This window comes from Gordoniibacillus kamchatkensis (assembly GCF_000829455.1).
Taxonomy (GTDB): domain Bacteria; phylum Bacillota; class Bacilli; order Paenibacillales; family NBRC-103111; genus Gordoniibacillus; species Gordoniibacillus kamchatkensis.
In genome coordinates, this window is sequence record NZ_JXAK01000009.1 from 57,022 (window position 1) to 80,063 (window position 23,042).

The 23,042-nt window shown below is 56.6% G+C and carries 22 protein-coding genes and 1 pseudogene; 18 read left to right on the top strand and 5 right to left on the bottom strand.

The genetic code is table 11. The features are described from left to right. Positions 1-53: 53 nt before the first annotated feature. Both SD70_RS07125 and SD70_RS07130 read right to left on the bottom strand, forming a co-directional pair. A complete protein-coding gene (locus SD70_RS07125) occupies positions 54-788 on the bottom strand; it encodes a PIG-L family deacetylase (protein WP_052487134.1) in 735 nt (244 codons plus the stop codon). Then, on the bottom strand, positions 785-1,093 hold the full coding sequence (locus SD70_RS07130; protein ID WP_041046928.1) for a DUF1806 family protein: 309 nt from the start codon (positions 1,091-1,093) through the stop codon (positions 785-787). Before SD70_RS07130 ends, SD70_RS07125 begins: the two co-directional genes overlap by 4 nt. A gap of 195 nt (positions 1,094-1,288) precedes the next feature. On the opposite strand from SD70_RS07130, the gene SD70_RS07135 reads away from it, so the two are divergent. The 7 genes from SD70_RS07135 (at position 1,289) to SD70_RS32915 (ending at position 8,692) form a co-directional block, all read left to right on the top strand. Then, positions 1,289-2,560, top strand: a complete 1,272-nt coding sequence (locus tag SD70_RS07135) for an MFS transporter (RefSeq protein ID WP_052487135.1) — start codon at positions 1,289-1,291, stop codon at positions 2,558-2,560. Positions 2,561-2,652: 92 nt separating this feature from the next. Next, positions 2,653-3,486 (top strand): metallophosphoesterase, encoded by an 834-nt coding sequence (locus SD70_RS07140; RefSeq protein WP_041046929.1) that lies wholly within the window; start codon positions 2,653-2,655, stop codon positions 3,484-3,486. A 62-nt stretch (positions 3,487-3,548) separates the two neighbouring features. Continuing rightward, positions 3,549-3,803 carry a hypothetical protein gene (locus tag SD70_RS07145; protein ID WP_041046930.1) on the top strand — a complete coding sequence of 85 codons (255 nt, stop codon included), beginning with the start codon at positions 3,549-3,551 and terminating at the stop codon, positions 3,801-3,803. A gap of 416 nt (positions 3,804-4,219) precedes the next feature. Further along, positions 4,220-5,410, top strand: coding sequence for a glycine C-acetyltransferase (locus SD70_RS07150; protein WP_041046931.1), 1,191 nt, complete (start codon positions 4,220-4,222; stop codon positions 5,408-5,410). A gap of 17 nt (positions 5,411-5,427) precedes the next feature. Next, the gene (locus SD70_RS07155; RefSeq protein WP_041046932.1) at positions 5,428-6,396 is read left to right on the top strand and encodes an NAD-dependent epimerase/dehydratase family protein; all 969 of its coding nucleotides are present in this window, start codon (positions 5,428-5,430) and stop codon (positions 6,394-6,396) included. Between the two features lie 243 nt (positions 6,397-6,639). Further along, entirely contained in the window at positions 6,640-7,902 is a 1,263-nt protein-coding gene (locus SD70_RS07160; RefSeq protein WP_041046933.1) for a M48 family metallopeptidase, read from the top strand. Continuing rightward, on the top strand, positions 7,880-8,692 hold the full coding sequence (locus SD70_RS32915) for a hypothetical protein (protein WP_052487136.1): 813 nt from the start codon (positions 7,880-7,882) through the stop codon (positions 8,690-8,692). The genes SD70_RS07160 and SD70_RS32915 overlap by 23 nt, the downstream gene beginning before the upstream one ends. Positions 8,693-9,079: 387 nt before the next feature. Here the strand turns inward: SD70_RS32915 and SD70_RS07170 are convergent, their stop codons facing one another. Further along, the gene (locus SD70_RS07170) at positions 9,080-10,771 is read right to left on the bottom strand and encodes a M3 family oligoendopeptidase (RefSeq protein WP_041046934.1); all 1,692 of its coding nucleotides are present in this window, start codon (positions 10,769-10,771) and stop codon (positions 9,080-9,082) included. Between the two features lie 231 nt (positions 10,772-11,002). Between SD70_RS07170 and SD70_RS07175 the strand changes: the two genes are divergently transcribed. The 8 genes from SD70_RS07175 to SD70_RS07210 all read left to right on the top strand — a co-directional run bounded on the left by SD70_RS07175 (position 11,003) and on the right by SD70_RS07210 (position 18,724). Beyond that, positions 11,003-11,722, top strand: coding sequence for an EcsC family protein (locus tag SD70_RS07175; protein WP_231571084.1), 720 nt, complete (start codon positions 11,003-11,005; stop codon positions 11,720-11,722). Continuing rightward, on the top strand, positions 11,709-12,653 hold the full coding sequence (glsA, locus tag SD70_RS07180) for a glutaminase A (RefSeq protein ID WP_041046935.1): 945 nt from the start codon (positions 11,709-11,711) through the stop codon (positions 12,651-12,653). The genes SD70_RS07175 and glsA overlap by 14 nt, the downstream gene beginning before the upstream one ends. A 96-nt stretch (positions 12,654-12,749) precedes the next feature. After that, positions 12,750-14,237, top strand: coding sequence for a hypothetical protein (locus SD70_RS32920; RefSeq protein WP_052487137.1), 1,488 nt, complete (start codon positions 12,750-12,752; stop codon positions 14,235-14,237). Positions 14,238-14,331: 94 nt separating this feature from the next. Next, complete coding sequence (locus SD70_RS07190) at positions 14,332-14,934, top strand: DedA family protein (RefSeq protein ID WP_041046936.1); 603 nt, start codon at positions 14,332-14,334, stop codon at positions 14,932-14,934. 28 nt (positions 14,935-14,962) lie between these two features. Continuing rightward, the gene (locus SD70_RS07195) at positions 14,963-15,601 is read left to right on the top strand and encodes a phosphatase PAP2 family protein (RefSeq protein ID WP_041046937.1); all 639 of its coding nucleotides are present in this window, start codon (positions 14,963-14,965) and stop codon (positions 15,599-15,601) included. 117 nt (positions 15,602-15,718) lie between these two features. Next, complete coding sequence (locus SD70_RS37700) at positions 15,719-16,786, top strand: YhgE/Pip domain-containing protein (RefSeq protein ID WP_231571085.1); 1,068 nt, start codon at positions 15,719-15,721, stop codon at positions 16,784-16,786. 188 nt (positions 16,787-16,974) lie between these two features. Further along, on the top strand, positions 16,975-17,868 hold the full coding sequence (locus SD70_RS37705) for a YhgE/Pip family protein (protein WP_231571092.1): 894 nt from the start codon (positions 16,975-16,977) through the stop codon (positions 17,866-17,868). Between the two features lie 73 nt (positions 17,869-17,941). Continuing rightward, a complete protein-coding gene (locus SD70_RS07210) occupies positions 17,942-18,724 on the top strand; it encodes an SDR family NAD(P)-dependent oxidoreductase (protein WP_041046939.1) in 783 nt (260 codons plus the stop codon). Positions 18,725-18,802: 78 nt separating this feature from the next. Here the strand turns inward: SD70_RS07210 and SD70_RS07215 are convergent, their stop codons facing one another. Both SD70_RS07215 and SD70_RS07220 read right to left on the bottom strand, forming a co-directional pair. After that, positions 18,803-19,078 (bottom strand): spore coat protein, encoded by a 276-nt coding sequence (locus tag SD70_RS07215; RefSeq protein WP_041046940.1) that lies wholly within the window; start codon positions 19,076-19,078, stop codon positions 18,803-18,805. A 187-nt stretch (positions 19,079-19,265) separates the two neighbouring features. Next, positions 19,266-19,520: a coat protein F gene (locus SD70_RS07220; RefSeq protein WP_231571086.1), complete on the bottom strand. Its 255-nt coding sequence runs from the start codon at positions 19,518-19,520 to the stop codon at positions 19,266-19,268. A 197-nt stretch (positions 19,521-19,717) separates the two neighbouring features. Here SD70_RS07220 and SD70_RS07225 point away from each other — a divergent pair, with 197 nt between their 5' ends. From SD70_RS07225 to SD70_RS07235, 3 genes and pseudogenes are all read left to right on the top strand, one after another. Next, positions 19,718-20,464 carry a glycerophosphodiester phosphodiesterase gene (locus SD70_RS07225; protein WP_041046941.1) on the top strand — a complete coding sequence of 249 codons (747 nt, stop codon included), beginning with the start codon at positions 19,718-19,720 and terminating at the stop codon, positions 20,462-20,464. 84 nt (positions 20,465-20,548) lie between these two features. Then, positions 20,549-21,352, top strand: a complete 804-nt coding sequence (locus tag SD70_RS07230; protein WP_041046942.1) for a helix-turn-helix domain-containing protein — start codon at positions 20,549-20,551, stop codon at positions 21,350-21,352. A gap of 50 nt (positions 21,353-21,402) precedes the next feature. Beyond that, a pseudogene (locus SD70_RS07235) lies at positions 21,403-23,036 on the top strand (GMC family oxidoreductase). Positions 23,037-23,042: the final 6 nt, after the last annotated feature.

Consider the following 23,042-nt stretch of genomic DNA (forward strand, 5'->3'; position numbering starts at 1 on the left):
AGAACGTTTTGCCCGGGCTGGATAGGAATTCCACCGCATTTTTGCAAATTATTTTATTTTACATGTGCAAACAGATCGGTTTCGCCAGGCCGGTACGGGGCATCGGCCTGGATGAAATATTCGTTCGTGCCGAATTCGCGCACGACGCGGTCGTCCGGTCCCCAGAGCGACTTGTCGAGCTCGGTTTGCGAACGGTGGGCGCGAAACGAGAGCATTTTGCTGCGGCGCTGGTCGGTAATGTCGATGCGGGTAATTTGCTCTTTGCGAAAGCCGTATTTCTCCGGCCGCTTCATCGCTTCCCCGAACGAGATGAAATAGAGCCGCAGCTGCGGCAGTTCCCTCTTCAGCTCGGCGCAGGCGCGCGTTGTCGCCAGGCCGATGGCGCAGTGGTCGGGATGCCCGCCGATGCGCTCGTGAAACGTCAGCACGACGTGCGGCTTGCGGAAGCGCAGCTCGGTTTTGATCGTCTCCACAAGCTGGCTGACCGGTTCGCATTCGACCAGTTTGTCGCGAATGCCGAGAAAGCGGAGATCGCCGATGCCGAGCAGACGGCACGCCTCACGCAGCTCGGCTTCGCGCAGCGCCGGCATCGTTTCGCGGTTCACGAACGGAGGGTTGCCCATCCTGCGGCCCATCTCGCCCTTCGTCGCGCAAACGAGGGAAATGTCGGCTCCGAGCGCGGCATATTTGGCAATCGTTCCGCCGCAAATGAACGATTCGTCGTCCGGATGCGCGAGCACGAGCGTCAGGCGCAGAGGCTCTTTTTTGTTGCGGACCTGTATCGTCATGCGAAAGCCTCCTTGGAAAGCTCCAAGCCGGTTGTCAGCTTGCCGTCGGAATCATGGCCGGCGATCAGCAGGCGGCCCGCTTCGTCGACCGTCATGTGCGTCAGCCCTTCGATGCGTATCCAGCCATTGCCCTTAAGCCGCAGCGCAACCCGGTACGGACCTGAGCCGTGCACATGAGTATTCTCGATCTGAACGACAACGTTGCGGGCGAACCCGCCGGGCGTCACCTCGAGGTGCGCGAACGAGGTGCGGCCGGCGAATGCGTCAAGCTTTTCAGCGAGCAAATCTTTATCAATCGGTTTCATGACTGCACCACCTGGTTTCGTAAATTATGGACGAGACATAGGGAGAAAAAGGTTCTCCTTCCATTATAGAAAAAATTTCCGCCGCCGTCATGCCGTCGCATCTTGCCAAAACGAGGCCGCCGGAGTAGGATGAGGGGTGACGTTTTTTCAATTGACCGCCGGATAAAGCATGCAGAAAGGGGGCGTCACGCGACGATGTACAGCTACATACGCCATTTGGCGCAGCTTCCTTCCGGTGTCATCCGCTTCGTAGCCACCGAAACGACGCTTGGCATCGGCATAGGGATGCTGAATATGATTTTGAATTTGCACCTGCTTGCTATCGGCCTCGATCCGCAAGATATCGGCGAAATCACCTCGGCAGGAACGCTTACGATGGGGCTTGTCAGCTTCCCGTCGGGCTACCTGGTCTCGAAGTTCGGACGGAAGCGGATGCTCGTCTTTGGATTGGCGCTCATGGCTTTAGCTTACGCCGGTTTCGGGCTCGGACACGGAAAATGGGGCATGCTCGTCGCGCAGCTTGGCTGGTCGGCGGGATTAACGTTCCTGGTCACGTCGGAAATTCAGCTGTTGTTCCAATATTGCCCGGACAAGCGGCAAGAGACGCAGGCTTATGCGCTGCTGTTTGCCGTATTTACGCTGTTTACCGGCATCGGCACTCTGCTTGGCGGCTACTTGCCGAAATGGCTCGGCGGCGCATCGTCCGTGTACCAGTATACGTTTTACGCCGGTGCGGTTTTTATTGCGCTAGGTGCGTTTTTGCGCGGAGTGCTGCTGCCTGGTGCGAGCGACATGAGACCGCAGCCGGAGGAGGAGAAAGTCGTCCTTACGCAGAGCCTCGCGATCGCTGCCGGACGTACCGGCTCGTTCTCTCGTCTGCTCAAGCTGTCGGTTTCCATTTTCTTAATCGGATTTACTTTTAACATGGCGAATCCTTATTTGAATGTGATCGTCCAATACCGTTTTGGCTGGGCGGACGAGCAAGTATCGCTGCTGCTAAGCGGAGTCGGCGTAGCGCTGTTTTTCGGCTCGCTGCTCATGCCGCTTGTGATCGACCGTTTCGGCATGCGCAAAGCTTTTGCCTACGCGTTCGCCGTCAACGCCCTGCTTGTGTTCGCATTGGCGGCTCCGATCGGCGCGGCCGCATTTTCCGCGGTGCTGCTGCTGCGCGGGGGATGCTTCACGCTATTAACTAATATGATCGACAGCGAGACGATGTCGGCCATAGACGAATCGGAGCGCAACCGCTTCGCCGGGATGCGCACCGTTTTCCGCAGCGTGGGCAGCGCGCTCGCCGCATACGCGGGCGGGGCTGTGCTGGAGGCGAAAAACACAGGGCTGCCGTTCGCCCTCACCGGCATCAGCCTGCTGCTCGGCTGGGCGTGGTTTTTGGCAGCGGCATTGCCGTCCATGCGACGCAAGGAGCGGGCGCCGCAGCCGGGGACGGGAGCGGATATGAGCGCGTAACGCGAACAAGCCCTCTACCCGTGAAACCGGAATCCGTGGTAATCTGGACGTATCGAACTGCGCAAAGTCAAGAGAGGGGGCGGCGTTTTTTCGTGCCGAGCTTCGATCTTATATCCGATCTTCATCTCGATTTCTGGATACGGCCGACATGGAATCCGTTTTCCTCGGCGCATAAGCTTCAGCGTATGCTGGCCGCCATCGTACCCGCGGCTCCGTCGGACGTGCTGGTCATCGCCGGCGATCTCGGCCACGACAACAAACAAAACGCCCGCTTCGTGCGCCGGCTGGCTGAAGTATACAGCCATATCGTCGTCGTGCTCGGCAACCACGACTATTACGTGCAGACGGCGGCGCAGCGCAGCGCCTACCGGCTGCGCTCCGAGCTGCGGGTGGCGGAAATGAAAAAGCTGCTGGAACGCATTCCGAACGTCAGCCTGCTCGACGGCGACTGCGTCAAGGTGGACGGCGTTACTTACGGCGGCTGCTCGATGTGGTACGACTTTCAATACGGCATCCAAGTGCTGAATCGCCATTATCGGCAACTTTACGAGCATTGGATGCGCCGTTCCAACGACGCCAGGTTCGTCCTCGGCTCGGCGCCAGGCTGGCTGGAGGAGCTCGTGCGCGAGCAGAAGCGGAAGCTGCGAAGCGTCGTCGGCCAAGCGGACGTTATCGTGACGCATGTGGCGCCCGATTGGAGCGTCGTGCCGGAAGGACGAGAGCTTGAGCCGGAGACGAGCTGTTATTTTTTTGACGGGAAACCGTATTATGCAGATGCCGCAGGCAAAGTATGGTGTTATGGCCATGTGCACCGGCGGAGCGACTATGCGCGGCACGGGTGCCGTTTTGTGAACGGAGCGCTCGGGTATCCGGCCGAAGCGAACGGCGCGGTTAAGCCTGCGATGCGAATTGTGTTCGGTGAATGACTGGAAGCGACGAATGTCTTTTTACATAATAATTATTATGTGTAGTTGGGGGGCGACGTACGATGGCGGCGACGATGGGGCCGGTACAATGGCGCGCAGCTTTGCGTCAACTGTTTGCGGACGCGGGGTATGAGAAAGACGAGCTGGTGCAGCTTGTGGACGCTTATGAGGAGCTGGCAGCCGACTATGCGGCGCTGCTTGCCGAAAATGAACGGCTAAAGCTGGAGGCGCGCCGGGCGAGGGCGGATGCGGCAGCGGGCATGGGATCCGGTACGGGTCATATGTCAAGCAAGCTGTGGGATGCGATACACGAATAGCGAAGGTACTGTTTCGTTTGCGACGACGATCAGTTGATCGTTTGACGAATTAAGGGGAAACAGGAAGCGGATCGGAAGCCGCGGGCTATGTGAGCCTGCGGCTTTTTTCCGCTTTAAGGCGTTGTGTTGCTTAAACCGAAGGAATGGCGATTCATTTTTGCCGCGAGAAAGTTTTTGCCGGTTGCTGCCGATTGAGCGCGAACGTTCCAATGCTTTTTTGCAATCGCATTGCCGCTATATTGTCGATTTTCGGAACGATTCTACAATTTTTAGTCCACTGGGTGTGTACATTCGAGGTGATATATGGTATTTTAAATTTAGAGAAAATATTGTTATACAAGGTTTTAATGATATTAAATATGTATACTCATAATGTACAATTGTTCGTTGTACAGAGACTAAGGAGGCGAAGGTGCATGGCCGGCATAATGCTGCAAAAGTGGTTGCAAGATCAGCTGGACGGTTTGCGCAGCAACGGGCTTTATAACGAGATCGATCCTTTGCAGGGGGCGAACGGTCCGACGATTCGCATTTCGGGCCGGACATTTGTGAATTTGTCTTCCAACAATTACTTGGGGCTTGCCACCGACTCCCGGCTCATCGACGCGGCGATTGCGGCGACGCGCCAGTATGGCGCGGGGGCGGGCGCTGTCCGGACAATCAACGGTACGCTGGAGCTCCATGCGGAGCTGGAACGAAAGCTGGCGGCATTCAAGCATACGGAGAGCGCCATCGCTTATCAGTCAGGCTTCAATTGCAATATGGCGGCGATATCGGCTGTTGTGGACGGCGGCGATGCGATTTTGTCAGATGAGCTGAACCACGCTTCGATCATTGACGGATGCCGTCTGTCGAGGGCAACGATCATTCGTTACCGGCACAGCGATATGGACGATTTGCGAGCGAAAGCGATGGAGGCGAGAGCGTCGGGAAAATACGCCAAAATCATGGTCATCACCGACGGCGTCTTCTCCATGGACGGCGATATCGCGAAGCTTCCGGATATTGCCGCTATTGCCGACGAATTCGAGCTCATTACGTACGTCGATGACGCGCACGGCTCCGGAGTGCTTGGCGGCGGAGCGGGAACGGTCAAGCATTTCGGATTGTCGGAACGGATCGATTTGCAGATCGGCACGCTGTCCAAAGCGATCGGGGTCGTCGGCGGCTATGTGGCGGGATCCAAACTGCTGATCGATTGGCTCAAAGTGCGCAGCCGCCCGTTTTTGTTTTCCACGGCGCAGCCGCCGGGGCCGGTCGCTTCGTGCATCGCCGCGATCGATATTCTCAGCTCGAGCGAAGAGCTGCAAGCGGCGATGTGGGCGCGAGCGGACTACTTGAAACGCGGGCTCAAGGCGCTCGGCTTCGACATCGGGCGCAGCGAAACGCCGATTACGCCGGTCATGATCGGCGACGAGTCGCTCACGCAGACGTTCAGCCGCGAGTTGTACGAAGCAGGCGTTTATGCGAAGGGCATCGTATTTCCGACCGTGCCGAAAGGCGCAGGACGCATCCGCAATATGCCTACGGCGGCTCATACGGAATCGATGCTCGATGAAGCGCTGTCCGCTTACGAACGGATCGGGCGCAAGCTTGGGGTCATCTAAAAGGAGGCTGACGCTTTATGAGGACGATAGTCGTAACCGGCGCGCTTGGGCAAATCGGGACCGAGCTTGTGCCTTATTTACGGGAACGGTATGGGGCGGAGCAGGTTATCGCGACCGATGTCAAGGCGGCTCCGGACGCCGAAGAGGCGGGACCGTATGCGGCGCTGGACGTCATGGACGGCGAAGCATTTTACGAGGTGGTGCAAAAGCACCGCGCCGATACGATCATTCATTTGGCAGCGCTGCTGTCGGCGACGGCCGAAGCGAAGCCGCTTTTCGCTTGGCAGCTCAATATGGGCGGTTTGCTGAACGCTTTGGAGACGGCGCGGCAGCTCGGCTGCAGCGTCTTTACGCCGAGCTCGATCGCCGCGTTCGGCGCCGGCGTCCCGAAGCTGGGCACACCGCAGGATGCGCCGCAGCGCCCCAGCACTTTATACGGCATCAGCAAAGTATCGGGCGAGCTGCTATGCGACTATTACTACCTCAAATACGGCGTCGATACGCGCGGCCTTCGTTTGCCCGGACTGATCTCGTATGCGGCCGCTCCCGGCGGGGGGACGACCGATTACGCAGTAGACATGTATCGCCAGGCGGTATCGTCCGGGAGCTATACGAGTTATATTGCCGAAGGCACGTATATGGATATGATGTATATGCCGGATGCGCTCGAGTCGATTGTCCGGCTCATGGAGGCCGATCCGGCGAAGCTGGCGCACCGCAACGCCTACAATGTGAGCGCAATGAGCATAGAGCCGGGAATGATCGGCGCCGCCATCCGCAAGCAGCTGCCCGACTTCCGGCTCGATTACTGCGTCGATCCGGTGCGGCAAGCCATCGCCGAGAGCTGGCCCGATGCGCTTGACGTATCCGCTGCGGAAGAAGAGTGGGGGTTCCGCCCGCAGTACGATCTTGGCGCCATGACAGCCGACATGTTGCGCGAGCTTCGGCTCCGTCTGCCGCAAGTGCCGCCGGTGAAGGCGGGCTAGCGGCAATTGCGCTCGGCGCTTCCTGCGGCCTGCGTTGTAGAAGCCGGCGTTCCGGTGTAAGATAAAAGCAAAGGATGGACATGCAATGGTGCGTAATCCCGCCTTAGGCGGGATTTTTTGCTGCAAATATTAGCGTTTATATCGCTGAGCTTCATACCGATGAATACATTTCATCGTTAAACGCGGTCGTGCATAAGGACGGCGTAAGCCGGTTATCTTTGCGACAAAGAGGAGTTCGAGAGAATGAACACGAGCGGCCGTCGCTTTATTCGGTACTATAGCTTGGGTCTTTTGCTTTACGCCGTTGCCATCGCCGTATACGTTATCGCAACGAAAGCGAATAACGTTCCTGAGGGCGTGCAGGGCACGGCCGCCGATCCGCGCACCTTTATGAACACGCGGCAGCTGGCCGATAGCGAGATTTACTCCGCGTGGCGCAATTGGCTGTTCTTTATCGGCTATCCGTGGGAGTGGGGCGTATACGTCGTCCTGCTATTCAGCGGCGCTGCCGCCAGCTTTGCAAGGTGGCTGAGAGCTAAGGTGCCGGCAGCGGTATGGAGATTCCCTCTCTATGTGCTTTCAATCGCTTTCGTCGTGTTCGTCGCCGGGTTGCCGTGGCGGATTGCAGCTTATTTGCTGTCGCGCGGCTACGGCATTACGACGCAGCCGTTCTGGGGCTGGCTGCGGGACAAGGCGGTCGCCTTCGGCGTAAACGGCCTGGCGACGGTTGCCGCAGCGGCGGCGGCAGTGTGGCTGCTGCAGAGTGGCGGCCGCTGGTGGCTCAAGCTGTGGCTCTTGTCCGTGCCGTTTACGCTGTTTTTGATGGTCGTGCAGCCGGTCGTGATCGACCCGCTCATCGACAAGTTCAGCCGGCTCGAGGATCCGGCGCTGGAGCGCGACATCCTGGAGCTGGCCGCGCGTGCCGGCGTACCCGCGGACCGGGTGTACGAAGTGCATATGGCCGGCAAAACGAACGCATTGAACGCCTACGTCACCGGCATCGGGCCGACGCTGCGCATCGTGCTGTGGGACACAACGCTGCGCAAGCTGAACCGGGACGAGGTGCTGCAAGTTATGGCTCACGAGATCGGGCATTATGCCAGGCATCACCTTGAATGGAGCACTGCCGGAGCAGTAGGTTCGTCGTTTGCGCTGCTCTGGATCGGCGGACGTCTGCTCGTATGGGCGCATGCCCGGTGGAAAAAGGTTTGGGGCATCGAGCGACTCGGCGATATGGCGGTCGTGCCCGTGCTGCTGCTGCTCGTGTCGGTGCTCTCATTCGTTACGCTGCCTTTTGCGAATGCGGTGTCAAGGCAAGCCGAGCATGCGGCGGACGATTTCGCGCTGCGGCTTATCGGCAGCGGCAAGGCTGCGGTAACGATGAATCAAAAGCTCGCGGCGGCCACGCTCGACATCGTCGATCCGCCGCTGCTCGTTCATGTATTCCGGGACAATCATCCGAAAGATATGGAGCGCATTCACGATGCCGACACGTACCGGCCTTGACGGCGAGAGCGCCGTCTCCCTCTATGTCATTGCCGGCATCGCCACTTCGCCGGATTTCATGGAAGAGCTGCGCGACGAGCTGGTACGGCGGTTTCGCGCCGAGACCGGCTCGGAGCGGATCCGCTCGGCGCTGCTGCACCCTTATGGCGCATGGGACCGCAGCATTTGGGCTCAGCTGCGCGACATTCGCCGCGATATGCGGCTGGCAGTCGGCAAAAGAAGCGGCTCGCGCGGGGGCGCTCATGTGCTGGAGCGGCTTGCAGCGGATGGCGCGCTGCGCGGAACGCTGTGGCTCGTCGGCCATAGCGGAGGCGGCGTTGCCGCCGTGCATGCGGCGGAAGCGCTGCTTGCTTTGCCGGATGCCCCCGATTGCCGCATCGTGCAGGTCGGCTCGCCGCGCTGCGCCGTGCCGGAGCCGCTGCGCGGCCGCACGGCTTATTTGTACGCGGTAGGCCGGGACGGCCGGGCAAAGGATCCGATTTGCCGCCTCGGTTCATGGGGAGGTTGGGAACGAGCGGGCGCAGAACTGCGTGCCGGCAAAAGCGCCGGACGGCGGGTGCCGCAGTGGCCGCCGAAGCTCGGCGTGCCCCGCTGGAACCGCGACAAGCAGGCGCCGCACCGGCGTGTGCCGCTGCCTATCGTCGGCGGTCATGCCGATTATTTTCGCAGCGGAGGCATGTTCAGGCAGGCGTTGGACGGCAGGAGCAATATGGAGTTGACGGTTGAAGCGATGTGGCCGACGCTGAGGGGCGATTTACGTAGCTTGGACGGCGAAAGTGTCGAGAACTGACCGGAGGCGGGCGCGAAGATTGGCGCTCTCTGCGATTTCCCAAGCAATAGCGGAGGCTGCTTCAGGGACGGCAGAGATGGTTGGTTACGTAAGTTCGCAGCGGGGAAAACATTCGAGGTGTCAGCAAGCAGGGCATTTCCTTATCGGTTTGCGCGTTCGCAGGGGGCGATCGTCGAGGACGTCATCTGTGTCATAGAGCGCAATCTCGAAGGAAAACAAAAGCTGAAGGAAGCAGGGTTAAACTTATACTCGTTGTTGACAATGGAAGAACTGCTTCGTGCGGGTTCGGCCGGAAGCTAACCATTTTACATAATAATTATTATGTCATTTCAATGAAAAAACGACCCGAGAACAGCAGCCGCCAGTCTCGGGTCGATTTCGCGAACGTTATAGCTTTGTATCGTCGATACCGTCCAGCCACGCTTCGATTTCGCCGATAACCGATGCGACGCAGCCGTCTTCGAACGGCGAACGCAGCCCGGCCAAAGCGACGAGACCGGTAAACGAGCGGCTGCCGCCGGCTTTGCACAGCTCCACGTAGCTGTTCCACGCATCGTCGCGGTTGTCGTTGGCACGTTTCCAATATTGCAGGGCGCAAATTTGCGCGAGCGTATAGTCGATGTAGTAGAACGGCGTTTTGAAAATGTGCTGCTGCTGGTGCCAGAAGCCGCCCCGCTCCAAAAACGGCATATCGTCGTATTCCCGGCTCGGTATATAAGCGCGCTCGATGCGCCGCCACTCGGCTTTGCGCTCCGCCGGAGTCGCTTCCGGATGCTCGTAGACGAAATGCTGAAACTCGTCGACGGCGACGCCGTACGGAATGAACGAGACCGCACCGCCAATATGCGAAAATTTGTATTTGTCCGTATCTTCCTTGAAGAACGATTCGATCCACGGCCACGCGAAAAACTCCATGCTCATCGAATGGATCTCGCAGGCGTCCAGCGTCGGATGGCTGTATTCCGGCACTTGCTGCCCGCGGCTCATATAAGCCTGGAACGCGTGTCCGGCCTCGTGCGTCAGCACATCGACGTCATGCGACGTGCCGTTGAAATTGGAGAAAATGAACGGCGCTTTATATTTGCTAATATAGGTGCAATAGCCGCCGACCCGTTTGCTCGGCTTGCTGACCAGATCCATCAGCCCGCCTTCCAACATGAAGCGGAAAAACGCATCCGTCTCCGGCGACATTTCGGCGTACATGTTTTGCGCTTGGGCGACGATCCAATCCGGATCGCCCTTCGGCGTCGGGTTGCCGGTCAAGTAGGAGAGGCCGTCATAATAGCGCAGCTTGTCGAGGCCGAGCCTGATGCGGCGCCGTTCGTTCAGCTTCGTGGCGACAGGCACGATATGCTCCAGCACCTGCTTGCGGAAAACCGCCACTTTCGACGCATCGTAGTCGGTCCGGTTCAGGCGCGCGTAAGCGAGCTCGATGAAATTCGCATACCCTAGCTTGCGGGCGATCTCCGTGCGCAGCTTCACGAGCCGGTCGTAGAGGCCGTCGATCTCGGCTTCGTGCTCCTCGAAAAAGCCGTAGCGGGCGTCGGCAGCCCGTTTGCGCATGGCTCGGTCCGTCGATTGCATGAACGGCGCCAGCTGCGAGAGCGTGCGGTCCTCGCCCTCGAAAGGTATTTTGGCGGAAGCGACCAGCTTGATATATTCGCTGACCGTTTTGTTTTCCTCCTGCAGCAGTCGGGTGACGTCATCGGAGAACGTCTTCAGCTCGAGCTCGGCTATGGCGAACAGCTGCGGCCCCCATATCGCTTCCAGCTCGCTCCGGAACGGGGAACTGACGAGCGCCTTGTAGTATTTCACAATAAGTCCTTGATAAAGCGGCGCTGCTTCGTCAAAATAATCTTGCTCGGCTTTGTAGAACGAATCGGCGGTGTTGATCGTGTAGCGGATTTTGGCGATTTGCATCATCGATTCGATTTCGCTTCTGGCGTCGTTGATCGATTGCATCGCCCGGTTTTGCTCTTCGCACGAAGCGGCGGCGGCGAATCGGTCCAGCAAGCCGAGGAACGTCTCTTCAAAAGCTTTCAAATCGGGACGGTTGTAGGCGAACTCTTGAAATTTCATAGCGGGCCTTCTTTCCGGCGATTGTTTACTTGCTTGCGCATTGTTCAACGCGTCAAGATTCAGTATATAGCAGAAAATGGGTTCTTGCCATAGAGCAAGGCCGTTTTGAATGTTCCGGGCGTATGATACGTATCGTTATAGGGCAATAAGTGTTACAGGGGGAGAACAGGGTGGCGGATTCCTTATACGAAGTTCAGACCCGAAGCCGGCTGCGAAGATGGGAGCTGGGGCTTGCGGCACCGCCGGGCAGGATTGCGCGAATGGGAAAAAAAAATACAAACGAAAGTAAACGACCTGCTTCCGGACAAATGGCACCAGTCGGTGACGGCCGCCGTGAAAGCGATCGTGCGAACGGCGCTGTTTTCCATGGACTATATCCCGAAGACGAAGCCGCTCCGGGCGGAATCGCTTGCGGATCACGACATTCGCGCCGAAGAGACGCTCAAGCTGTACCGGCGCATTGCCACCGTCGAAGGTGCGGGAACGGGAGCGGGCGGCATTGTGCTTGGACTGGCCGATTTTCCGATACTGATCGGCATTAAGCTGAAATTTTTGTTCGAGCTGGCCCATGCGTACGGGTATTCGACGGACGATTACCGGGAGCGGCTTTATTTGCTCCATGTGTTTCAGCTCGCGTTCTCAAGCTCGGAGCGACGGGCGGCAATTTGGGAGAAGCTGAAGCGGTGGAACGCCGCCGCCGATCTTGTGCCTGCCGGACTGGCGACGGATCAGGACCAGGTCGACTGGATGCAGCTCCAGCAGGAATACCGGGATACGATCGACTTCCGCAAAATGCTGCAGCTCGTACCGGGCATCGGCGCTGCGGTCGGCGCGTGGGCCAATTATGGGCTGTTGGAAGAGCTTGGCGAGGTCGGAATGAATTGTTACCGGTATCGGTGGCTGCAAGACAAGACGAAGAGAGAGGGGACAGTCAGCATTGACGAACGATAACGAATGGAACGAGCTGCAGAATACGCTGCATCGCTATGTGGAAGGAAGCAAAAAGGAAACAGCCCGCGGCCGCGTCGCTTCCTACATTCCCGAGCTGGCGAAAGCGCCGCATGACGCGCTCGGCATATCTCTTATGAACGGCGACGGCCAGACGCTGATGGCGGGCGATTGCGAGCTGCGCTTCACCATGCAAAGTATTTCCAAAGTATTTACATTTATTCTCGCGCTAATGGATCGGGGAGAGGACGCCGTGTTTGCCAAAGTCGGCAAAGAGCCGACCGGCGACGATTTCAACTCGATGCTGAAGCTGGAACTTGTCGAACCCGGCATTCCGTTCAACCCTTTTATAAATGCCGGTGCCATCGCCATTACATCCATGATCGCAGGCCGTGACGCGGACGAGAAAGCGGAGCGGATCTTGCAGTTTTTGCGGCGCGTGTCCGGAAACAGCGGGCTTGCAGTGAAAGATGAGGTGTACCGATCCGAGTACGAGACGGCGCACCGCAACCGGTCGCTCGCTTATTTTCTCAAGGATAACGGCGTTCTGGAGGATGACGTAGACCGCATCCTCGACGTCTACTTCCGTCATTGCGCGGTGGAAGTGACGTGCTCCGATGTGGCCAAAATGGCGCTGGTGCTAGCCTACGGCGGCGTCGATCCGATCAGCGGCGAGCGGCTCATTCCGCGCCGTTTCGTGCAAATTACGAAGACGTTCATGATAACTTGCGGCATGTACAACGCTTCCGGCGCTTTCGCTATCGAGGTCGGGCTGCCGGCGAAAAGCGGCGTCTCCGGCGGCATTTTGACGCTGGTACCCGGACGTTACGGCATCGGCGTCGTCGGTCCGGCGCTGAACCGCAAAGGGAATAGCGTCGCCGGCGTGCACGTGCTGCAGCAGCTGTCGGAGCATTTCGACTGGAGCTTGTTTTGACGGATCCGATCCGGGATGGCTGGCCGTTTGCAACATTTTCCTCTCCGTAGCGTTTAAAGAAAAGCACAGACAGATTATCGGATGAGGTGTGGGAGAATGAACAAAAAGTTGCTGGCGGCAACGTTATTAACGGCATTAAGTGTAAGTGCGGCGAACCCGCAACAGGCAAAAGCGGCCGGACGAAGCGTTACGGTTACGCTGCCGCATTTCCCGGTCGTGCTCGACGGAGTGGCGATCGACAGCGAGAAGCTTCGATATCCATTGCTAACCTATAACGACATTACCTATATTCCGATGACGTGGTCGATCAGCCAGGCGACAGGACTTCGCTTGAAATGGAGCCAAGAGAGCGGCCTGGACGTCGATCTGGATATGCCCGCGGCCGAGAAGCCCGATCTTGAGCAAGGCGGGTCGTTCCGGCAAGATCGGAGCTATCGGGCCAAAGTAGTCGATTATCCGGTCAAAGTCAATCAGCAGGCGATCGACAACGGCTCTCAGACGTATCCGCTGCTGGAGTTTCAGGATATTACCTACTTCCCGTTAACGTGGAATTACGCCGTAGACGATTTTCGCTGGAAATTGGGCTGGGATGCCGAGGACGGCTTGAGCATCGCAACTGCGCAACGCCGGTATATGACCGGGATTATCTATGACGACGACAGGTATTTGTACACGTACGTCCACAACGTTCCGAATCGGTTGTTCCGCATCCCCAAAAGCTTGCAAGGTTCGATTGAACTCGTGTCCGAAGAAGAGTCCAAGCGGATTCAGGCGGCGCGGGATGCAGGCCAGGCAGCGCCGGCGGGAGCAATCGCCCAGCCGCAAGCCAAGCTGACGACGTATCGCGACCATCAGCTGTGGCTGAACGACAAGCCGCTAATAAGCGTGGAGAAATACGAGGAAGGAAATGCCGCGTTCCGCAAACAAAGCGCTGCCGATGCACCGTTCGTTTACGACGAGAGCGCCTACGATGCAGGCGCCGACACGAAGGTGTTCTCATTCCGCATCCCGGTCGGTCCGAGCAATCCGTTCGAAACGCCGAGCGAGCAGCCGCTCGTTGTCGTGCATAAAGACGAGGTGCAAGTTGTTCCCGGTCTGAAATCGCCTTCCGTCTACAAGGTTGACAGCGGCTTATGGCTGTCGGAAATGTCGCCGACGAGGCTGTCCGCCCGCACGGCTCAATACCGGGGCAAAGTGCTCTGGATCGGGGCGGACGGAAAAAGCCGCGATTGGAACGAGCAGCTGAAGGCGCAGTATTTGCGCGTGCTGAAAGCGGACGGCGGCAAGCTTCTCGTGCAGGCGTACGAGCTGTACCGACCGGAAAATGCGCCGCCGGCAACAACGGGTTATTACTGGCTGCACGGTGACGGAACGTATGAAAAAATCGCCGGCTTGACCGAGGCCACCGAGGTGAAGGGCTCCTTATTCATCGCCGACAACCTCGATGCTTATGTGGACCGGGACAACCGGATTTACGTCGTCCGGAACAATACCGTCACCATCGCCAATAACGGAACGAGCCGCACATGGTGGGATTATGAGCTGAAAGAGGTGACCGAACAGTACCCGAATGCAGGGTATTGAATAAAATTCGCCCAGTGAAGTATGATAGACTGAAGCGCTGCCAGGGAGATTCCGATTCCCGGCAATCAGTCGGTCCGTAAGGAGAGTTGCCTGCTTGCTTCAGCACAAGCTCGTAGCGTTTATAGCCCATTATGGTTATGTCGGCATCTTTGGCGCCTTGACACTCGGAATTGTCGGCTTGCCGGTGCCCGATGAAGTGCTGATGACGTTTGCCGGCTATTTGATTTCGAAAGGCCGGCTGCATTATATACCTACGGTTTCCGTTGCTGTCGTCGGCAGTTTCACGGGAATGAGCCTCAGCTTCCTGATCGGGCGCAAGCTAGGCTATCCGGTGCTCGTGAAATACGGCAAGTACGTCCATATTACGGAGGAAAAGCTGAACGGAACACATCGATGGTTCGAGCGTTTCGGCAAATTTGCGGTAACGATCGGCTACTTTATTCCGGGAGTCCGCCACATTACCGCTTATTTGGCCGGCATAGGCAAGTGGCCGTTTCGCCATTTTCTCGTCTATGCGCTTCCCGGAGCGATGCTGTGGGCGGTTACGTTTATAACGCTGGGAACTTATTTGGGCGAACATTGGCGCAAAGTGACGGAGACGATTCACCGCTACCTGCTCGTTGTGCTGCTCATCGTCGTCGTGGCCGGGCTTGTGGCATGGTACGTCAAAAAAAGATGGAAAAAATCGGCGATATGAGCCTTGCAGGAGGTATGCTGGCATTGCTATGAGCTTGAAAATTCAATTATCCCGGGCGTTTGTTATAAGTCTCATTTGCGTTATCGGGTTTGGCGCGATCGCTCTGATGATCGGCGACAATGCCATTGCGGAGTTCGACCGTTCGGTGGCCGCGTTCATTCAAGGGCTGGAGTCGCCGCCGCTGACGCAGGTGATGATATTTTTCACGAATATCGGCGCGGGTTGGCCGGTAGTCGCGATTGCAATCGCCATCATGGCTTTTCTGTACATCGTGCTTCGTCATCGGAAGGAGCTGCTGTTATTCGTCGCTGTTGTCGCCGGCTCAACGCTGTTAAACGAAATATTGAAGCATGTATTTCAGCGAGCCCGCCCGGTCGTGCACCGGATCGTCGAAGCGAACGGCTTCAGCTTTCCTAGCGGCCACTCCATGGCTGCTTTCAGCTTGTACGGTGTCGCCAGCTTTTTGCTGTGGCGGCACATTCCGACCGCCTTCGGCCGCGTCATACTTATACTGATCAGCGTCGCGATGATCGCTTTAATCGGCATTAGCCGCATTTATTTGGGTGTTCATTACCCGAGCGACGTGCTTGGAGGCTTTCTCGCAAGCGGCGCTTGGCTGGCGGCGGCGATCTGGTTTTATCAGCGTTATCAAGAAAAGTCATCTTGACCTCAATCATACGTACTATCCCCGCAGGACGGGGATTTTTTTCGTTTGGGGATTATTGGTATCGGCTCCCCGGTTGCGGCAAATACTACTGAATATTGCAGCGGGAAGGGACCAGAAATGAAAGCAGCCGGCAGGATTTATGCGCGGGACATCCGCAATATCGTGACGAATTGGGCGGCGGCCATCATCGTATCTGGACTCGTCGCGCTGCCGTCACTATATGCGTGGTTTAACATCGAAGCTTCCTGGGATCCGTACGGACAAACCGGGGGGATTACGGTAGCTGTCGTCAACGACGACAAAGGTGCCGCGATACGGGGCACTCCGCTGAACATCGGGGCCGAAGTTGTAGACTCTTTGAAGGAGAACCATGATATCGGCTGGATTTTTGTTAATGACGAGCAGGCGCTGCAAGGGGTTCGCCATGGCGATTATTATGCGAGCATTACGATTCCTGCCGACTTTTCGGAGAAAATCGCTACGGTGGTCACACCCAATCCGCAAAAGGCGGAGCTTGTGTACACCGTCAACGAAAAAATCAACGCGATAGCGCCGAAGATTACCGCCAAAGGCGCAAGCAGCATTGTGGATAAAATCAGCAGCGCCTTCGTCAAGACGGCGAACGGAGCGATCTTTCGCGTCTTCAATGAAATAGGGGTCGAGCTGCAAAGGAACTTGCCCGATATCGAGAAAGTGCGCGATGCGATTTTTCGGCTGGAAGCGATGATGCCGGAAATTCATCAAGCGGTGGACGTTGCGGTAGCGGATGTCAATAAGGCGAGCGCGATCGCCCAGCAAATTCAACAGAATCTTCCGCTCGCGGCGCAGTTGGCGCAGGAGGGGGCAGACTTCTCGAGCCGGCTCGGGGACTTCCTTGGCAGCGCCTCGGCGGCGATGAATGAGCTGCGCCGAACATCAAGCAGGACCTTGCGCTGCTGCAGGAAACGGCGGATTCTGTGGGGGAGCTGGCCGGCATTTTGCAGCAAAACAAAGCCGATCCGGCAATCGTCATCGCGGCGCTTGACCGAACCGCCCAGCGGCTGGCTTTCGCCCACACGGCCACGCAGAACCTCGTCACGCTGTTCCAGCGGCTGCAGTCCTTCACCGGCGGCAACGCGCTGGCTCCTGTCATTGCCAGCCTGCAGCAGATCGATGCTCGCTGGCAGCAGCAAGCGGCAGCTGTGAGCGCGATCCGCAGCGCCATAAGCCGCGGGGAAGCGCCTGCAGACACGCTGGTGAACGACTTGAGCCAACTTGGAAAAGAGACGTCGGCCGCGCTCGGGGACGTGCTGGCCCGCTACGACACCGAAATTGTGCCGCAAATTTCGCAAGCGATGAACCAGGCGACTACGGCTGCGCATAACGTGCAGGCGATGCTCGCGGATGCGAATAAGAGCATTCCCGATGTGGAGCGAATCGTCGGCGATGCGGCAAAAGGGCTTGCCATTGGCGGCCAGGAGCTGGCCGCGCTGCAGCGGGACTTGCCTGCCGCCGAAGCGAAGGTGAAAAGTATCGCGGACCGCATAAGGGAGCTCGAGAAAGAAGGTACTTTGAACGAGCTGATCGATTTGCTCAAAATTAACGCCGACAAAGAAAGCGACTTTTTCGCCGAGCCCGTCAAGCTGACGGAGAACAAGCTATTTCCGATCCCGAACTACGGCTCCGCCATGTCGCCGTTTTTCACGACGCTGTCGTTATGGGTCGGAGCGCTGCTGCTTGTGTCTTTGCTGACGGTTGAAGTTCATGAACCGGAAGCCCAGTTGAAAAGCTATCAAATCTACTTCGGGCGCTATATGACGTTCGGTACGCTCGCTGTTTTGCAGTCGGTTTTAGTCACTGCGGGCGATATATGGCTGCTGAAAGCGTACGTTGCAGACAAGCTGCCGTTTATCGCGTTCGGCATGCTGCTAAGCGCCATTTTTATGCTGATCGTGTATACGCTCGTCTCTGTCTTCGGCAACGTCGGCAAAGCGATGGCGATCGTTCTGCTCGTGCTGCAGCTGGCCGGTTCGGGCGGGACGTTTCCGATTCAAGTGACGCCGCCGTTTTTCCAGGCGATTCATCCGTTTCTGCCTTTCACATATGCGATCAGCATGATGCGGGAAGCGGTCGGCGGCATTTTGTGGGATATTGTTGCCAAAGACGTGGCTGTGCTGCTGCTGTTCGTTGGCGCGGCGCTGCTCATCGGGCTGGCGCTTAAGAGCGCAATCAACCGTGCGGCCGAGCGGATGGTCGCGAAAGCGAAGGAGAGCAAGCTGATTCATTAGCATTCGCGATGCGCGCCGCAGGCGGGAAAAATGATATAATTTTCAAGATGGACATAGTGGAGGAGGATTGGATATGGACTTGAAGCTGGCTGGCAAAGTTGCGTTAATTACGGGCGGCAGCAAAGGGATCGGGTTCCGGACGGCTTTGTGCTTGGCCGAAGAAGGCGCCAAGGTGGTAATATGCGCCCGAAACGAAGCCGATTTGCGCGATGCCGCCGCTTACATTAGCGAACGTACCGGGGCGGAGGCGTTTTATATTGCGGCAGATGTGGCCAGCGAGGCGGATTGCGAGCGAGCGGTAACGGAAACGGTGAAGCGGTACGGGCGATTGGACATTTTGGTGAACAACGCCGGCACGGCGGCCGCGATGCCGTTCGAACAGGCGAGGACGGAATTGTGGCGGCGCGATCTGGATCTGAAGCTGTTCGGAGCGATCCACTGCTCCCGCTACGCCATTCCTCATATGCGCGAGACCGGAGGCGGAGCTATCGTCAATATTACGACATCGTCCGCCAAAACGCCTCCCGCCTCGTCGTTGCCTTCGTCGGTGAGCCGCGCTGCGGGGCTGGCCTTGACGAACGCGATGAGCAAAGACCTGGCTGCGGACAACATTCGGGTCAATACGGTATGCATCGGCATGATCCGCAGCGACCAAATCGAGCGAATATGGAAGCGGGATGAGCCGGACATGACGTGGGACGAATATGCGCGGGATCCGCGCCACCGCATCCCGCTCGGCCGCATTGGCGATACGGAGGAGGCTGCGAGAGTGATCGTCTTCCTGGCATCCGATGCCGCCTCTTACGTCACCGGCACTTCCGTCAATGTCGACGGCGGCTCGGGCGCTTCTTTGTAATCCCGCTCCTTCATACTAAGAAGTATAAGACCCGGCTCCGGACAGCATTGGTCCGAAGCCGGGTCTTGCCATCTCATCTTACTGGTGGATCGGCTTGCTCAGTGCAATTTGCGCGTCGCGAATGTTCCCTTGAATGACTCGTTCGACGCTGTGGCTCGGGTACACGCCGTGGGCATACAAAAAGTTGAACACTTGCGCGTGCAGCTGTACGCCTTGAATGAGCTGGTTCAATAAAGCTTCCCTGACAAAAGGCGTGGTCGTTTCCGTTATAAGCAAGCTGACGTTGCGGACTCCGCTTTTGGCAAAAATCAGCAGATCGGATGCGATAAACCGATCTTCGGTTGACATTTCCATCTGATGTTCCTCCCGTATGTTCCTGCATCGGAAAAGTATGAGCTGCGCCTATACTTAAGCTGATTCCGCTTCTAGACGTTAAGCCCGAGGAGTAACGGCGAGCAACGTGCAAGACGTCGCACGGCCGGCTTAACGCCGGGAAACGCGCTCGACCTAAGGACGGTGTGAGCCGGTTCCTCTCGGTTCCTTAAGGCAAAATGGCCCGGTATTGCAGCAGATGAATAATTTCCGCGATATGCTGCTCCGTTACCCGAATGGTATGAAGCACGAGCTGCTTCAACTCCGGGTTTTCAATTTTGGGCACGGCGTCTTTCAGCTTGGCGAGCCCGGTTGTTTTAGCAACTAGAACTTCATGCAGGTCGATCGTTTCATGCGGAGCCAGTCTGGTCGACGCCATTGGCATCGCATGAGGGCGGGCTGCAGGAGTAGTTGTATAACTCATCGGATACTATCCTCTCCTTGAACTATTTTCCACACATCTTATGCACGCCGGAAGAGGGCGTTCACCTAGAAGCGGGAAATCGGGCTCTCGCCTATGCAAGGCATCATGATCGCGAATACACATACAACTGATTGGATGCTTCATAATGCTTCGCGCATGGTACTATCAACTACGAACAGAAGGACGGAGCTTATGCTTTGAAGAAGGATAGCAGAGCATTGATCATCGGCCACCGCGGGGCACCCCGCGAAGCGCCGGAAAATACGTTGTCCTCGTTCCGGCTAGCGCTGAAGCGCGGATGCGAAGGCGTTGAATTGGACGTGCATTTGTCGCTGGACGGGAAAATTCTCGTTTGCCACGATGCTAGCATCGCCAGAACAACCAACGGCACCGGAATGATCCGCAACATGTCGGCCGAAGAAGTGCGGCGCTATGATGCCGGCTCCTGGTTTTCCAAAAAATACAAGGGCGAGAAGGTACCGCTTCTTGATGAAGTGTTTCAACTTGTTCCGGATCGCATGCTGATCATGATCGAAGTGAAGCATTCGTATGGCGGGGAAATGGAACGCCAGCTCATCGAATGCTTATGGCGGTTTAACCGCTTCGATCATGTTGTCATCTCCTCCTATGACCACTCTTGTTTGAGGCGTCTGAAGGGGATGGAGCCCAAAGTGAAAGTAGGGCTTTTATCGGCAAATTTTCTGGATTACATGCAAGACATCGAGAAGCTGGGTATCCCCGTCTATTCCCTACATCCGTTTCATTTGCTGCTGACCAAAGAAGATGTCCAGGAAGTATGTTCGGCAGGAATCAAAGTATTCCCGTACACGGTAGATTCCGTTGCCGAACTGAAAAAACTGATAAGATACGGCGTATCCGGCGTCATTACGAACGACCCTGACAAGCTGCAGCCTTACTTCAGAAGAAGCAACAAACGACGATAGCTTCACTAAGGCATTCCCTTCGCCTGAAAAATGTGGTAATATGGATGCGAACTATTGTTCTATTCCTGGAAAGATGGTGGCGGAATGTCGACTGAACGGTATGCAGAAATAGACGAGGTAATCGCCTATATTCATCAACATCTATACGACCCGCTTCCGCTTGGCCGCTTGGCCTCCTATATTGCCTACAGCCCGTACCACTTCACGCGCATTTTTAAGGAAAAAGTCGGGCTTCCTCCTTTATATTACGTTTCGGCCCTCCGCCTGCAAAAAGCGAAGGAGCTGCTATTGCGCACCAATATGAGCATTCGCGACGTCGGTCTGGAAATCGGACAACAAAGTCTCGGCACCTTCACTACCCGTTTTACCGAACGGGTGGGCGTTACGCCGTCCGCCTTTCGCAACTCGCCGCCGGAAGCGGACAACCTGGTCCGATTGCTGCAAAGGCTTGACGATTGGCAAACGATGATTCCCGCTTCCGATCGATACGCCCGAATCGAAGGGACCGTACGGGCATCGCTTCCGTTTGAAGGCGTCATTCTGATCGGCTTGTTTGCCAAACCGATTCCCGAGGGACATCCTATATACGGAACGCTGCTTCCTTCTTTGGGGGATTTTTACTTTACGGACGTCAAACCGGGCACCTATTACTTGATGGCGACTTCGGTTCCATGGGGGATGCAGGCGACGGACATTTTGCTTCCGCAATCGACGCTGCGCACCCGCACGAAAGTGCCAATCGTCGTAAAACCGAACAGCGTCGTCCCGCATCAACAAGTGATGCTCCACCCGCCCAGTCCGGGCGATCCTCCCATCCTCATTTCGTTGCCGCTTTTGATGAATATTTTTCTCAATCAAGTGCGCCAACATAGATACCGCGTCACCTAAGCAATCCGCCGAACATATTCTGCACTAGCCCATGTAAAGGGAGAGCAGAGATGAACAGGAAGCTTATTTTTGACTACATTGTTGTCGGGTGCGGGGCCGGCGGGGCAGTTATCGCCAAAACGTTGACCGATAACAATAGAACGTCGGTACTTCTTTTGGAAGCGGGCGAAAAGCGCGATAAAGATCAGCCGATCAGAGATTCAACTTTTGCCCTGAAGCTGGAAGAGCAGTTTTTTCCGGAATATTTTTGGCAAGGAGAGGGGGTTCCGCAGCAAGGAGTCGATGACCGAACGTTCGAGTGGACGACAGGCCGGCTTGCAGGCGGGGGCTCCTCGATCAATGGTGAACAATACGTTCGGCCTTCGGCCGCCGTGTTAAGAGAGTGGGAAAAATTGCTAGGACCGCTCTGGTCCCCAAGACGGGCCGTTCGCCGCTTTAAAAAGTTGGAGAACTATAACGGACGCACAAGCAACGCAGGGGCGAGAGGGAGGAACGGGAGAATCGATATAAGGCAAGCTCCTGCAAATCCGACGGGAATGGCGAGAAAACTGACGGCAGCCATCGAGCAAGCTACAGGACTGTCGGAGATTCTCGATTATAACGACCCCAAAACGCCATTAGGCCCGTTTACCCGGTGGCAGCTGTACCAACATCCGAGCGGGCGCAGGGAAAGCTCTTCGACCGCATTCCTAAGTTCGGATATCGTGACTCCGAGCGGGCATGGAGTGAAGGGGCGGAAGTTGCAGGTGTTTTTTAAATCGACGGCCATGCGGGTTCTCTTTTCCAACAAGCGGGCATCCGGTGTGGAATTTTTAAGGGAAGGCAAGTGTCTCAAAGCTTACGCCAGAAAGAAAGTTATTATTTCCGCCGGAATCAACAGCCCCCAGCTATTAATGTTGTCCGGGATCGGACCTGCCGCATCGCTCAAAAAAGCGCGCATTCCGGTTGTGTTCCATAATCCGAATGTAGGTAAAAGATTGCGGAATCATACGCTTAACTTCGCTGTTTTCAGGGCCAACCCCAACGATAGGCCCTTGCCGTCAAATGACCCGAATGCACTTTACACCGGAGGAGCTCTATTGCCGGATCCAACCGGAATTGCTCCCAACCGGCGTGCGGTACAACTGCTGGGTATCGCCTCCGAAGGGATGTTAACGCTGGCCATTCTTTATATGCGTCCGAAGAGCCGCGGATCGATCAACATTCAAAATAACGATCCTTTAACCATTGTGCTTGCCGACGAAGGGTTTCTCGACAATTCCGACGATATGGAAGCGGTAAAAAATATTTACAAAATTTATATAAAAAATATTGCAGCGCAATTAGCGGCGATCGATCCGTCATACCAGCTCGTTTCGCCAGCTCCTGACGTCATTGATGACGACTCGAGATTGGAACAATTCATCCGGGAAAATTTCGGCCACAATCATCATCAGCAAAGCTTTTTGCGAATGGCGCCTCTGAAAAACGGCGGGGTAGTAGACCGCCGGGGAAATGTTCATGGCGTAAAAGATTTAGTCGTGGCGGATGCTCCATCATTCCGTTTACCGTGGACGGAAATACGTCTGCCTCCGCCTACCTGATCGGTTATACCATTGCGCGCCAAATACAATTGCAAGAGAAAATAAGGCAGCGGCGCAAGCTCGCGTATTCTCGCTCTCGCTACGAAGACTTCGAAGAATAAGCGCGG